A 13,522-nucleotide genomic window follows, 5' to 3' on the forward strand; every position below is an offset into this window, starting at 1 on the left:
CAGATCACAGAGTTGACCGCGCACATTGGTTCAATTCTGGCTCAGCCTGAGAGGAGGAAATACGATGTACGCTCAAATGGTTAAGTCCGAGGCCACGAATGATGACCCCGAAAAGCTTGCCGAATTTCAGGCAAAGATTGACGCGGACATCAAGATTGAGCCGAAGGATTGGATGCCGCAAGGTTATCGCAAGACCCTGATCCGCCAGATTGGTCAACATGCTCATTCCGAGATTGTAGGGCAATTGCCTGAGGGCAACTGGATCACCCGCGCACCCACGTTGGAGCGCAAGGCGATCCTGCTGGCCAAGGTGCAAGATGAGGCCGGGCACGGGCTTTACCTATATGGCGCAGCGGAAACACTGGGCGTTAGCCGGGACGAGTTGACCGAGATGCTGCTGGACGGTCGGATGAAATACTCGTCGATCTTCAACTACCCCACACTGAACTGGGCCGATATCGGCGCAGTTGGCTGGCTGGTTGATGGTGCCGCTATCATGAACCAGGTCCCGCTGCAGCGGACCTCGTACGGGCCGTACTCACGCGCCATGATCCGCATCTGCAAGGAAGAAAGCTTCCACCAGCGTCAGGGGTACGATGCCATTCGCAAGATGGCCGAGGGCACGCCTGAGCAGAAGAAGATGGCACAAGATGCCCTGAACCGCTTTTGGTACCCTTCGCTGATGATGTTCGGGCCTTCGGATAAGGACTCGGTGCATTCTGCTCAATCCATGGCTTGGAAGATCAAAATAAACACCAATGACGAACTTCGTCAGAAATTCGTCGATCAGACGGTGCCGCAGGCCGAATACCTTGGGCTGACCGTCCCGGACCCGGACCTGAAATGGAACGAAGAGCGCGGCCATTACGATTTCTCGGAACCGGACTGGTCCGAGTTCTTTGATGTCATCAAAGGCAACGGTCCATGCAACACGGATCGTTTAACCGCACGGAACAAGGCCTGGGACGACGGGCAGTGGGTCCGTGATGGATTACTGGCCCACGCAAAGAAGAAACGTGCCCGCCATCTGGCCGCTGAATAAGCCTGACCTGAGGAGGAAACCCGATGAAAAACGAATGGCCCCTATGGGAAATCTTTATCCGCGGTCAGCATGGCATGAGCCACCGTCATGTCGGTTCGCTGCACGCCCCAGACGCGGAAATGGCGATCAAGAATGCGCGCGATGTGTATACGCGCCGCAACGAAGGCGTATCGATCTGGGTGGTCGAAGCGAACAACATCTCGGCCTCGTCACCCAGTGACAAAGGCCCGCTCTATGAGCCCAGCGAAAGCAAGGTGTATCGTCACCCGACATTTTTTGACATCCCCGACGAAGTGGGGGCGATGTGATGACCCAAGACGAAGCTTTCCTGCAGTTTCTGCTGAGAATGGGTGACAACACGCTCATCCTTGGTCATCGCGTGAGTGAGTGGTGCGGCCATGCGCCAGTACTCGAAGAAGATATCGCGCTGGCCAACACCGCGCTGGACCTGATCGGCCAAACCCAAATGTGGTTGGGCCTTGCCGGTGAAGTAGATGGTGGCCAAAGCGCGGATGATCTGGCGTTCCTGCGCGATGCTTGGGATTTCCGCAACGTTCTGATGGTCGAGGTTCCGAACGAAGATTTCGGCCGGACCATGATGCGTCAGTTCCTGTTTGATGCGTGGCACTCGATCATGCTGGGGCGTCTGATCAAATCGTCAGACGAACGCGTTGCAGCAATTGCGGCCAAGGCCAGCAAAGAGGTTGCGTATCACCTGGAACGCTCAAGCGATACGGTTGTCGGATTGGGCGACGGAACAGCTGAAAGCCATGATCGGATGCAAGCGGCGCTGGACTACCTGTGGCCTTACGTTGGTGAGATGTTCGCCAGCGACGAGATCGACGCCGAGATGGCAAAGGCAGGCATCGCGCCTAACCCTGCCGATCTGCGCGCCGAGTTTGACGCTTTGGTCCAGCGGGTATTGGCGGATGCAACGCTCACGATCCCGGAAAGCGAATTTGCACACAAGGGCGGGCGCAACGGGAAGATGCATACTGAACATCTGGGGCACTTGCTGACGCAGATGCAGTGGCTGCAACGCGCCTATCCCGGCGCAAGCTGGTAAGCCAAAATGAACCAGGTGCCGACAGACAAGATCTGGGAATGGCTGGATGCCGTTCCGGACCCCGAAATTCCGGTCATCTCAGTGGTTGATCTGGGTATTGTGCGCGATGTCTGCTGGGATGGTGGCACGTTGAAGGTGTCGGTCACACCGACCTATTCCGGCTGCCCGGCGACGTCCGTAATCAGCATGGACATCGAAACGGCGCTGCGGGATCACGGGATAAAGGATCTGCGGATCGAAACCAGTATCTCACCCGCGTGGACGACCGATTGGCTGAGTGAAAAAGGCCGCGCACGGCTTGAAGAATATGGCATCGCCCCGCCGCAACCGGCGGGCGGTCCGGAACGTTGCCCACATTGCGGCAGCAAGGCGGTTGAGAAGGTCAGCCAGTTCGGCTCGACCCCGTGCAAGGCGCACTGGCGGTGTACCGACTGTCTTGAACCTTTCGACTATTTCAAGTGCATCTGAGGAGGAGCACCGGATGGCACGTTTCCACGACCTGAAGGTCACCGATATCCACAAAACGATCCGTGATGCGGTGGTTTTGACGCTGGAGCCCGTGAACGGTGCGGCGGAAGAATTTGATTTCACCGCTGGTCAATACCTGACATTCCGCCGCGATTTTGATGGCGAGGAACTGCGCCGGTCCTACTCGATCTGTGCGGGCAAAGACGATGGCGTATTGCAGGTCGGCATCAAGCGGGTCGAGGGCGGGGCTTTCTCAGGCTGGGCAAACACAGAACTGAGCGTCGGAGATATCGTACAGGCCATGCCGCCGATGGGCAGTTTCCACGCTCCGATCGATGCGAGCGCCGAAAAGAAGTATCTTGGTTTTGCCGGAGGTTCGGGCGTCACACCTGTTTTGTCGATCCTCAAAACGACCCTCGCGCGGGAACCCCAATCACAGTTTACGCTGATCTATGCCAATAAAGGCATCAACACTATCATGTTCCGGGAAGAGCTGGAGGACCTAAAGAACCTCTACATGGGTCGTTTCAACGTGATCCATATTCTTGAGACCGATGCGCAGGACATCGACCTTTTCACAGGGTTGGTCACACAGGAAAAATGCGCAGAATTGTTCAAACACTGGGTCGATATCGACAACGTCGACACGGCCTTTATCTGTGGCCCCGAGCCGATGATGCTGGGCATTGCCGCAGCCCTTCGCGAACACGGGCTTGATGACAGTCAGATCAAATTCGAACTGTTTGCCAGCGCTCAGCCGGGTCGCGCAAAACGCAAGACAAGTTCGGCGGATGCTGACAGGAAAGACAATCAGACCAATGCATCCATTACGCTGGATGGGTCTACGCAGTCGCTGACGATTCCCAAGAACCTGTCCATTCTGGATGCCGCTTTGGAAAATGCAATGGATGCTCCTTATGCCTGCAAGGCGGGTGTATGTTCGACCTGTCGCTGCAAGGTGCTGGAAGGAGAGGTCGAGATGATCGCCAATCACGCGCTTGAAGACTACGAAGTTGAGAAAGGCTATGTGCTGAGCTGCCAGGCCTATCCCGTAACAGACCGCGTGGTCGTGGATTATGATCAGTAGAGGAGAGGCCGACATGACCGACACTATGACCCTCGACAGCTATCTTGCCGCAGGTGGCGTGCTGACCAACCCGTCGAATGTACCGCCGCGTTATCGCGCTGAGCTGATGAAACTGATGGCAACTTTTGTAGACAGCGAACTGGCCGGGGCTGCAGGCTTTGCTGACATCATAAATCTTGGGCCGGGGATCAAAGAACGTATCGCTGCGGCCAAGATCGTGCTTGAGAAAACGGACCATGCACACCGTGTTCTGAACATCATGGGAGAGTTCGGAGCAGACACGGACCGGTACGCCAACCATCATCCCTGGACGGCGCGGCTAGGCCGCGATGCGGATATCGGAGCGACACGTTCCGAGCATGACATGCGTTTGGCCGTATTCAACTATCCTTTCTCGGGCTGGACGGACGCTGTGATCATGAACTTACTCATGAGCCGAGCCGTAGCTGAACAATTGGCCGAGTACTCAACGATTTCCTATCAACCCCTGGCCGAAGCGTTCCGTTCGATTGCCCCAAACGAAGCGCACCACGGCGATTTGGCCCTGGAAGGCGCGACGAAGCTGATCGAAAACGGCGAAGACCAGCATATGCAGGACTCGGTGAACTACTGGTGGCCTCGCGTCGCAGTGTCTTTCGGAGGCGACGATCCGAAACGGTTCGAGTTTTTGAAATCTCTTGGCCTGCGGCGGAATAAAAACAGTTCCTTGCGAGATCGCTGGAGCCAGACAATGGCTGAAACGCTAAAGAGCTTGCGAATGAAAACGCCCGAACAGAACGTATGAACAGATAGGACTCGGGCCAGTCCGCAAACTAAGACGACAGGCCCGATTACGCAGGAAATACAGAAAGGCGGTGCCTTCCTACCCTCGGGCTCGGGGGTGTTTCTGTGCGAAAATTGACGGGCAAATCGAAAAGAGGTCAGCTTTTCTTTGCAGCCTCCAGCGCCTGTTTCAGTGTTTCCCGCTCTCCGATGTGATTGGACAGGATAAGGATGAGACGAGAGTTCAGCGCCTCGCTTTCCTCATCCGACAACCCTTCATGCGCGGCAATGAGGTCTGCGTAAAAATCATCCGGTGAATACAGGTTGGGTTCAGTAATCAGGGGCATCGGCTTATTCCTTTCCGCAGGCTTTCCGGACTGCTGAACGCAGTGCATCCTCGTCGTATTCACGCCAGCGCGCCGTGACATGCTGATCAGGGCGGATGAGATACACCGCCTGGCTCTCCGAACCAAGGTAGCGTTCCGCCAGAGCGCCAGTAAGATCATCAGTGGTGTTCAGGGATACGCTTCTGACGTTGATCCCGTCGATATCGACGCTGTTCGGGACATCGGTGTTGATCGCCAAAATTGCAAAGTCATTTCCAAGCTGATCAAGCAGGAAGCCATGACCAACCGGCGCGTCTTTGCATGGAGACCCCACCCGGGACGTAACAGGACCTCCGGGAAGATCGTCTGCACCATTCAATGGCGAGTGATCATAGGTGCAAGGCACTGACAAACGTCCCGAATTCACCAGAGGCCGCGCAAATGTATAGCGTTCTGCAAGATTGAGGACAGCATCCCGAAAATTCTTGCTCACCTTTGATTTCGGAGTGATGAAATCGGTTGATCGGGTCGAATTCAGGATGTTTTCATCCGCGCCGTAAATCCGTTCGTCATCATAGGTGTCCAGCAGACTTTCCGGGGCTTTGCCCGAGATCACAAGCCCAAGCTTCCAACCAAGGTTATCGACGTCCTGAAACCCGGAATTCGCGCCACGCGCACCGAAGGGCGACACTTGATGCGCGGCATCACCAGCGAACAGAACACGCCCATGGCGGAACTTGTCCATGCGGCGGCACTGGAAGGTGTAAATAGACGACCAGACCATTTCATAGTCAACATCATCGCCCAGCATCGCATCCAGCCGCCTGCGGATGTTTTCCTCTTTCAGTTCCTCTTTGCGGTCGACATCCCAGCCGATCTGGAAGTCAACGCGCCATACGTCGTCGGGTTGTTTGTGCAGAAGGGTCGAGGCGCCGGACTTGAAGTATGGTTCGAACCAGAACCAGCGTTCTGTAGGAAACTCGGTACTCTTCATCTTGATGTCGGCAATCAGGAAACTGTCCTGAAACACCCGGCCTTCAAAACCCAGACCAAGCATGTCACGCGTTGGGGAACCAGCGCCATCGCAGGCGATCATCCAGTCCGCCTCAAGCTGATATGCCCCGTCTGGGGTGTCGACGGAAAGAACGACATGGTCGTCTTTCACATCTATGGCATCGACCCGGTTCTTGCCACGGATCTCGATCGGTGCGCCTCGTTCCTGTTCAGTGCAAATGGCGTCGAAAATGAACTTTTCAAAGTATGGCTGCTGAAGGTTGATGAATGCAGGGTTGCGATGTCCGGATTCGGGCAACAGGTTGAATTCGTAAACCTGCCGGTCATCCTGAAATACTTTTCCGACGTTCCAGACCACTCCTTTGTCGAGCATGGGTGCGCCGCAACCATAGCGGTCTGCGATTTCCAACGTCCGCTTGGCAAAGCAGATGGCACGGCTGCCCATGCCTATTCCTTCGTGGTCGTCCAGAACCAATGCCGGGATGCCCTGCCGACCGAGATCAAGCGCTGTGGCCAGACCGATAGGGCCACCACCAACGATGACGACCGGGTGTCGCACCGCATCAGGCTTGTCCTGATCCTTGGACTTTTTATACGGGTAAAGCTTGAAGGCGAGGGAATATCGGTCTTGAAACATCGTCGTACCTACCTTGCAGAATATGGCTGAGATGATCTGGGATCACCCTTGCAGTTGTTCCCACATTTCGAGATCCCGTTTGTCGGTCCAGATGCGTGGGTGCCAGATACCGCGCGCTTCGTCATATGCGCGCGAGACGTTGAACGGCAGGCAGTGTTCGTAGATGGCGTAGTCTTTGAACTTGGGGTCGCAGGCATCGCGGACCGCGTCCCAAGCGTCTTTCAGACTGCCGCCTTTCATGGCCACCTTCTTGGCGGGTTCATAGGTTGAATTGACGAAGTCGCGGGTGCTTTCGATCGCGCGCTCGACCGCCTCTTTGCCGATCAGCGCACCGCCGCGGCCCGGGGCAATGGCGTCGACGTCATAGGCTTTGATATTGTCCAGCGTCTGACCCCAATCTGAAAAGTAACCGTCGCCGCAATAGCAGGCCGAATGGTCCTCGACGATATCGCCGGTAAACATAACATTCTGGTCGGGCACATGGATCACTGCATCGCCTGCCGTATGGGCGCGGCCGATCTGTTTGATATCGACGCGGCGGTTGCCGAGATAGACAGTCATGCTGTCGCTGAAGGTGGTGGTCGGGTAGGTCAGACCCGGAATGCTTTCATGGCCCTCAAACAGGCGCGGGAAGCGTTGAAATTCGCTGTCCCAGTCTTCCTGCCCGCGCTCAACAACCATCGAACGGGCAACATCGGACATGATCACTTGCTGTGCGTTGTAGGCCGAGGCCCCCAGTACGCGCACTGCGTGGTAGTGAGTCAGCACGAGGTGGCTGATCGGCTTGTCGGTAACCTCGCGCACCTTCTCGATCACTTTATTTGCCAGACGTGGGGTGGCCTGAGCTTCGACAATCATGACGCTGTCATCGCCGATGATGACGCCCGAGTTCGGGTCGCCTTCGGCAGTAAAGGCCCACAGGCCATCGCCGATCTCATCAAAGGTGATTTTCTTTTCGGTCAGGTCGCCTTGCGACGCAAATGCCTTTGCCATGTGGTTTTATCCTTCTGACGTTGCGCCGGTGGTTGGATCGCGAAGCCTCCGGCGTGGGTATTCTTGAAACGCGTATAATCAGACCGTCATCTGCCGTATGGATCGTCGAGCGCCGGCAGAACCTGCCCTGTGCAGTCACCGAACCCGATTGTGTAGCCATCGCCTTTGGCTGCGCCTGACAGGGTCAGGGTATCGCCGTCTTCGATGAAGCTGCGGGTCTCGCCGGTGTCGAGTGTAATCGGCTCCTTGCCTCCCCAGCTGAGTTCCAGAAGGGACCCCCGGTTTTGCTTTTCCGGGCCGGAAATCGTGCCGGAGCCCAGCAGATCGCCGGTATTCATCGGGCAGCCGGATGTGGTGTGATGGGCCAATTGCTGCGCCGCCGAGTAATACATTTCATTATAGTTGGTCCGGGCAATGGTTGTCGCTGCCTTTCCCTTGGGGGCTATCGTGATCGACAGGTCGATGTCATACAGCATCGGGCCGCAATCTTGCAGGTGATCCAGCAACTCGAACTCCCGCGCAGGGGTGTCGCAGCGGAACGGCTCAAGCGCAGCTTTGGTCACGATCCAGGGGCTGATTGAGGTTGCGGTGGCCTTGGCTTGAAACGGCCCCAGCGGCTGGTATTCCCAGGCCTGAATGTCACGGGCGGACCAGTCGTTCAGCAGCACGTATCCAAAGATGTTGTCGTCGGCTTGCTGAACCGAGATCGGACCATCAGACGGGGTACCAACGATGGCGCCCATCTCAAGTTCAATGTCGAACCGCTGCGACGGAGCAAATCGGGGCAGTGCGTCGTTTGGTCCCTTCAACTGACCCCAAGGCCGGCGAATATCCGTGTCCGAGACAACCACCGATGAGGCTCGCCCGTTGTAGCCGATCGGTATATGCAGCCAGTTTGGCGGCAGCGCGTTTTCCGGACCGCGAAACATTGTGCCGACATTCTGGGCGTGATGACGACCCGCGTAGAAATCAGTGTATTCGCTGACCGCGAAGGGCATATGCATCTCGGCATCGTCTTGTGCGACAAGCAAGGGCTCAACTCTAGTTTGGTCTTCCGAGCCTTCTGCCAACAGGCTTGTCAGCCGGTCTCGCAACGCGGTCCAGACAGCCGGGCCTTCTTCCATCAACGGGTTCCAGAAGGGCAGATCGAACAGGGGTTCGTCGCTCAGCGCAATCAGACCTTCGGCCTCGGCAGCGCAGACGTCCAGGATCATGTCGCCAATGGCCACACCGCAACGCGGCTCGGCACCTTCGGTCGAAAACACCCCATAGGGCAGGTTGTTCAGGGGAAAAGGATGGGCCGCATCATTGGCTGAGGTCAACCAGGATTTCATCAAAGGCATTATATTTCCTGACTTTTAGCACGAGAGCGGGACTCTTCGATGCCGTCATGTTGCATCACTTCTTTCCGGGCGTGCCGTCGAATTTCTTTTCAATATCCGTCCAGCAATCGATGTAATCGTCCTGAAGCGGCGCCTCTTTCGCAGCAAACCCGGTGAGGTGCTGCGGGAAGCGCGTTTCGAACATGAACGACATGGTGTTGTCGAGCTTGTCCGGCCCTAGATTGGCATTTGATGCCTTCTCAAAGGCTTCTTTGTCCGGCCCATGTGGAAGCATCATGTTGTGAAGGCTCATACCGCCCGGAACGAAGCCCTGAGGTTTCGCGTCATACTGGCCGTATATATTGCCCATCAACTCGGACATGATGTTCTTGTGGTACCATGGCGGGCGGAAAGTGTCTTCCATCACCATCCAGCGCTCACGAAATAGGACAAAGTCAATATTGGCTGTGCCGGGATGGCCCGAAGGCGCGGTGAGGACGGTAAAGATCGACGGGTCCGGATGGTCAAAAAGGATCGCTCCGACCGGGCAATAGGCACGCAGATCGTATTTGTACGGCGCATAATTACCGTGCCAGGCCACGACGTCCAGCGGGCTTTGATTGATCTTGGTGACGTGGAACTGGCCGCACCACTTCATTGTCACGGTCGAGGGGACTTCGCGGTCTTCATAAGCGGCCACCGGGGCCTTGAAATCGCGCGGGTTGGCCATGCAGTTGGCCCCGATCGGGCCGCGACCGGGAAGTTCGAATTTCTGGCCGTAGTTCTCGCAGACAAAACCCCGGCAAGGACCTTCCAGCACCTCGACCCGGTAGACAAGGCCGCGCGGGATTATCGCTATCTCTTTCGGTTCTACGTCAATAATCCCCAGCTCGGTCGCAAAGCGCAGGCGGCCTTCCTGCGGAACAACCAGCAGCTCGGAATCGGCCGAGAAGAAATAGTCGTCCACCATAGACGTGTTGACCAGATAGACATGGCTGGCCATGCCCACCTGCGTGTTCACATCGCCTGCCGTGGTCATTGTGCGCATGCCTGTCACCCAGGTCAGCGGCTTATCCGTGTGTTCTACCGGGTCCCACCGGTACTGACCCAAAGAAATGACATCCGGATCAATACAGGGGGCCGATTTCCAATAGGGCAGGTCAATCTTTTCGTATCGATGCGAGTGCTTGACCGATGGGCGAATGCGATAGCACCAGGTGCGCTCAGGCGGATTGGCGGTAAAAGCCGTACCGCTGAGTTGTTCGCCGTACAGGCCATAGTTACATCTTTGCGGGCTGTTCATTCCGATTGGCAATGCGCCGGGCAGGGCCTCGGTCTCAAAATCATTTGCCCAACCGGGCATGTAGCCCTTGGAAATAGCGTTTCCATCATCGGCGACAGTCAATCCGCTGTGTTTCATGAGTTCGTTCATCTGGATCTCCCACTCACTCGATTCGGTAGATTTTGAGCTTGCGGTAAATATTTGTTGCATTTGCAACGTTGTCAATATTTTTGTTGCAGATGCAACGAATTTCTGACTTCAATAGCTTCGAAAGGATATCGATGCATGAGCACCAAGGACTTGCCAGAATTCGATTTGGAACGGTTTTTGCCGTACCGGTTTACTGTTTTGGCCGCGCGTTTGAGCGCGGAAATGGCGCAGCACTATAAGCACGAATTTGGCATTTCGAACCCCGAATGGCGCGTTCTTGTGAATGTAGGATATGCGGAAAACCCGTCAGTTCGGGACATCGAGAAAAGGGTCAGTCTGGAAAAGTCCAAGGTCAGTCGGGCAGCGGCACGCCTTGAAGCCCGCGGCCTGATTACAAAGGTCGAAGATCCCGATGACCGGCGGTTGGTCAAGCTCGATCTGACAGAAAAAGGCGCTGACCTTCTAAGCCAACTGGTCCCAATCGCGTTGTCGTTTCAATCCAGCCTCGAAAACAAACTTGGTGCATCCGAGGCGACCCTGAATGAGGCGCTCGATTTGCTGTTGGAAGATTGAATGATCAAACTTTATGACTATTGGCGCTCATCGGCCAGCTATCGCGTTCGGATCGTCCTTGGCCTTGCCGGCGAGAATTGGGAAACCGTCATCGTAGATCTGCTAAATGCAGAGCAGCGTTCCGAGGCACATCTGGCCAGAAATCCTCAGGGCCTTGTGCCAGTGCTGGAAATAGATGGGCACAGCTTCACCCAGTCTCTGGCACAGATCGAATACATTGACGAGACCAGAGGCCTTGGCCTTTTACCTTTGGACCCCGTGAACCGTGCTGAGGTGCGCGCTTTGTCTTACGCGGTGGCGATGGAAATCCATCCGGTTTGTAATCTACGGGTTGCGAAATGGGCCGTCGAAAAATCAGAAAAACAGATCACGATGGAAGGTTGGATGCAGCATTTTATCGGTGAAGGGCTGATGGCTTACGAAGCCATGCTTCAGGGCGGCAGGTATTCTTTCGGTGACCGTGTAACGCTGGCCGATGTTTGCCTGATGCCGCAGCTTTACAATGCGCAACGGTGGGGTGTTGATCTGGCTGGTCTTCCCAAGATTGCGCGGATCAAGGAAAGTTTAGATCAGATTCCGGCCTTTCAGGATGCTCATCCCGATAACAGCCCGCACTAACCGTCCATTTTTACCTTATCCTGCCCATATTCAACAACAGCCCGTTGAAGCGCGCGAAGCCCTTCTTTTAGCTTGCTTATGTCTTCATCGCTCATGTGCTCCAGGATCGCGTCAGCACAGCTCTGAACGGCCGGAAAAACTTGGTTGAAAAGCGATCTTCCCGCCTTTGTACAAGTGTACTGGCGCAACCGCCGGTCATTATCTGCCACGGCACGGGCAATCAGGCCTTTGTTCTCAAGTCGTGTCGCAGCGCGGCTGACCTGCACCTTGTCCAACGTGGTACGCTGCGCCAGTTGCAGTGAGCTCAACTGACCGGCGCTGGCCAGCAAGAACAATAATCGCCATTCTTCACGCGATAAACCGAAAGTGCGGCCATAGACCTGAACAAGCTGGCGCGAAAACGCTTCGGCAGTCGATGCAAGCTGATAGGGGAAATATGTTTCAAGCTTCATTGGAATGCCTCGTTTACCGACATCATATCTCGTTGCATATGCAACGAGATGATCTGAATCAAATTGAAATCGAAATGTTGATGATTGTGCGGTTGATCCCGATCAGTTTGCCAAAGCTCTACCGGCGCCACGCCTCTTGTAAGTATAAGAGTTCTTTGAGTTATGTCAGTGTCATGGTCGTTAAGTTTGACCCGGATTCTGGGAGAGAACACTGTGACAACGGATAGGGTGATCTACATCCAACGCAATAGGGTAGCCGGCCACGCGATGGCCGACGGGGAAGCCTCTGCCCAACTGACACGCCGCGTAGGTACTATGGATTGACAGTTTCCAAGCTCTCACGCGCCGATTGCAGCGTGTTCAACAGAATATCGATATCCTCATCGCTGGTGCGCCAGGAGGATACGCTTATCCGGAGCGCTGGCTTTCCGTTCCAGACTGTGGTGCCGAACCACACCTTGCCCGAGCGTTCCACCAGTTGCTGAAGCTCTTTGGTCTGGTCCACAGTGGCACAACGGAAAAGAACCTGATTCAATACTGGGTCGCACAGCAGTTCAAACCCAAGAGAGGGCAGAGCCTGTGCGACGCGGTCAGCCATCGCGCAGTGCCTTTCGATCAGGTCCGCAACGCCGGTGCGACCCAAAGTGCGCAACACTGCCCAAATCGGTATGCCGCGGGCACTGCGGGAAAACTCGATGCCAAGGTTCTTCTGACTCTCGGGCGATGCAGTGGAATACACCGCGTCACTGTTCATGGCAGCCGCCATTGCATCGCGGTCACGACAAATGCCAGCAGCACCGTCATACGGGGTATTGAGCCATTTGTGGCCGTCAGTCGTCCAACTATCCGCACCGTCGACACCAGTGGTAAGTTCACGTTTTGCCGGAGCCGCGCGCGCCCACAACCCAAAGGCACCATCAACATGCACCCATGCGTCGGCTTGTTTCGCTTTTTCAATCAGTGGAGCAAAGGGATCAAAGCTGCCTGTATTAACCTCGCCCGCCTGTAGGCACAAAATGGTCTGCGCATCCAATGCAGGGAGTCTTGCCGGATCGATGCGACCAGCGTTGTCAACTGGTGCCTTGATCAGACGGGCTTGGCCGAAACCAAGAATTCTCAAGGCCTTGAGAACGGTAATATGTGCCAATTCAGATACGACAACCTTGATTTCCGGCGCGCCCTGCAACCCCATGGCATCAAAATCCCACCCGCATTTATTCAACAACTCGCGCCGCGCGACGCTGAGGCAGACAAGCGTACTGGCGGTTGCCGATGTTCCAAACGCCACACCGCTTTCGCGCGGCAGGTCCAGAATTTCGAGCAACCACTGCGCGGCCACCTTCTCAATCTTGTCGGCAACCGGCGAATTTACCTGAGAGGACGCGCATTGATCCCAAGCCAAAGCAAGACGCTGTGCGGCGGCGGCGATTGGTAGCGTTGCGCCGATCACAAAGCCGAAATACCGGGGTCCGTTTGATACCGTAGTCGCTGCTGAGCCGGTTTCATCCAGCAGCGCAAGTGTGTCTTTCGCGGATCCAGCGCCATCGGGCAAAGGTTCGTCAAACCGCGCAAGTTGCTGCAAAGAAGCGCTGTCGGGAAAAACAGGCATGTCTTCCACTTTGGAAATGTAGCGCGCGGCTCTGGCCTCTGCATCGCTGAGTAGCTGCTGTTCTTCCAATTTAGGCCCTTGCATTGTGCACTTCCTTTCTGAAAACGCTACGGTCTTGATA

At 55.7% G+C, this 13,522-nt stretch carries 15 protein-coding genes; 8 read left to right on the plus strand and 7 right to left on the minus strand.

What is annotated here, in order from left to right:
• The first annotated feature begins 64 nt into the window (after positions 1–64).
• From paaA to AVO44_RS03990, 6 genes are read left to right on the plus strand one after another with little or no spacing between them, the layout of a single operon-like run.
• Entirely contained in the window at positions 65–1,042 is a 978-nt protein-coding gene (gene paaA, locus AVO44_RS03965; RefSeq protein ID WP_068332919.1) for a 1,2-phenylacetyl-CoA epoxidase subunit PaaA, read from the plus strand.
• A gap of 23 nt (positions 1,043–1,065) precedes the next feature.
• Positions 1,066–1,350, plus strand: a complete 285-nt coding sequence (gene paaB / locus AVO44_RS03970) for a 1,2-phenylacetyl-CoA epoxidase subunit PaaB (RefSeq protein WP_039130972.1) — start codon at positions 1,066–1,068, stop codon at positions 1,348–1,350.
• Complete coding sequence (gene paaC / locus AVO44_RS03975; protein ID WP_068332922.1) at positions 1,350–2,108, plus strand: 1,2-phenylacetyl-CoA epoxidase subunit PaaC; 759 nt, start codon at positions 1,350–1,352, stop codon at positions 2,106–2,108. Before paaB ends, paaC begins: the two co-directional genes overlap by 1 nt.
• A 6-nt stretch (positions 2,109–2,114) precedes the next feature.
• Positions 2,115–2,576: a 1,2-phenylacetyl-CoA epoxidase subunit PaaD gene (gene paaD / locus AVO44_RS03980; RefSeq protein ID WP_068332924.1), complete on the plus strand. Its 462-nt coding sequence runs from the start codon at positions 2,115–2,117 to the stop codon at positions 2,574–2,576.
• A gap of 13 nt (positions 2,577–2,589) precedes the next feature.
• On the plus strand, positions 2,590–3,663 hold the full coding sequence (locus tag AVO44_RS03985; RefSeq protein WP_068332928.1) for a 2Fe-2S iron-sulfur cluster-binding protein: 1,074 nt from the start codon (positions 2,590–2,592) through the stop codon (positions 3,661–3,663).
• A gap of 13 nt (positions 3,664–3,676) precedes the next feature.
• Entirely contained in the window at positions 3,677–4,447 is a 771-nt protein-coding gene (locus AVO44_RS03990) for a Phenylacetic acid catabolic protein (RefSeq protein WP_068332931.1), read from the plus strand.
• 136 nt (positions 4,448–4,583) lie between these two features.
• Here the strand turns inward: AVO44_RS03990 and AVO44_RS03995 are convergent, their stop codons facing one another.
• The 5 genes from AVO44_RS03995 to hmgA all read right to left on the minus strand — a co-directional run bounded on the left by AVO44_RS03995 (position 4,584) and on the right by hmgA (position 10,137).
• Positions 4,584–4,772 (minus strand): DUF2783 domain-containing protein, encoded by a 189-nt coding sequence (locus AVO44_RS03995; RefSeq protein WP_068332935.1) that lies wholly within the window; start codon positions 4,770–4,772, stop codon positions 4,584–4,586.
• 4 nt (positions 4,773–4,776) lie between these two features.
• Complete coding sequence (locus tag AVO44_RS04000; RefSeq protein WP_068332938.1) at positions 4,777–6,402, minus strand: FAD-dependent oxidoreductase; 1,626 nt, start codon at positions 6,400–6,402, stop codon at positions 4,777–4,779.
• 42 nt (positions 6,403–6,444) lie between these two features.
• Positions 6,445–7,395, minus strand: coding sequence for an MBL fold metallo-hydrolase (locus AVO44_RS04005; RefSeq protein WP_068332941.1), 951 nt, complete (start codon positions 7,393–7,395; stop codon positions 6,445–6,447).
• Between the two features lie 86 nt (positions 7,396–7,481).
• The gene (gene fahA, locus AVO44_RS04010; protein WP_068332944.1) at positions 7,482–8,738 is read right to left on the minus strand and encodes a fumarylacetoacetase; all 1,257 of its coding nucleotides are present in this window, start codon (positions 8,736–8,738) and stop codon (positions 7,482–7,484) included.
• Between the two features lie 55 nt (positions 8,739–8,793).
• The gene (gene hmgA / locus AVO44_RS04015) at positions 8,794–10,137 is read right to left on the minus strand and encodes a homogentisate 1,2-dioxygenase (RefSeq protein WP_068333979.1); all 1,344 of its coding nucleotides are present in this window, start codon (positions 10,135–10,137) and stop codon (positions 8,794–8,796) included.
• Positions 10,138–10,284: 147 nt separating this feature from the next.
• Between hmgA and AVO44_RS04020 the strand changes: the two genes are divergently transcribed.
• Together AVO44_RS04020 and maiA are read left to right on the plus strand one after the other, a co-directional pair.
• Positions 10,285–10,722, plus strand: coding sequence for a MarR family winged helix-turn-helix transcriptional regulator (locus tag AVO44_RS04020; protein WP_068332948.1), 438 nt, complete (start codon positions 10,285–10,287; stop codon positions 10,720–10,722).
• Positions 10,723–11,340 carry a maleylacetoacetate isomerase gene (maiA, locus tag AVO44_RS04025; RefSeq protein WP_068332951.1) on the plus strand — a complete coding sequence of 206 codons (618 nt, stop codon included), beginning with the start codon at positions 10,723–10,725 and terminating at the stop codon, positions 11,338–11,340.
• On the opposite strand, the gene AVO44_RS04030 is transcribed toward maiA, so the two are convergent.
• Positions 11,337–11,792: a MarR family winged helix-turn-helix transcriptional regulator gene (locus tag AVO44_RS04030; protein ID WP_068332954.1), complete on the minus strand. Its 456-nt coding sequence runs from the start codon at positions 11,790–11,792 to the stop codon at positions 11,337–11,339. The two genes, maiA and AVO44_RS04030, sit on opposite strands and share 4 nt — an antisense overlap.
• A gap of 313 nt (positions 11,793–12,105) precedes the next feature.
• A complete protein-coding gene (locus AVO44_RS04035) occupies positions 12,106–13,485 on the minus strand; it encodes a pyridoxal phosphate-dependent decarboxylase family protein (RefSeq protein WP_233421913.1) in 1,380 nt (459 codons plus the stop codon).
• Between the last annotated feature and the right edge of the window lie 37 nt (positions 13,486–13,522).

It is taken from the genome of Ruegeria profundi (genome assembly GCF_001507545.1).
GTDB classification, from domain to species: domain Bacteria; phylum Pseudomonadota; class Alphaproteobacteria; order Rhodobacterales; family Rhodobacteraceae; genus Ruegeria; species Ruegeria profundi.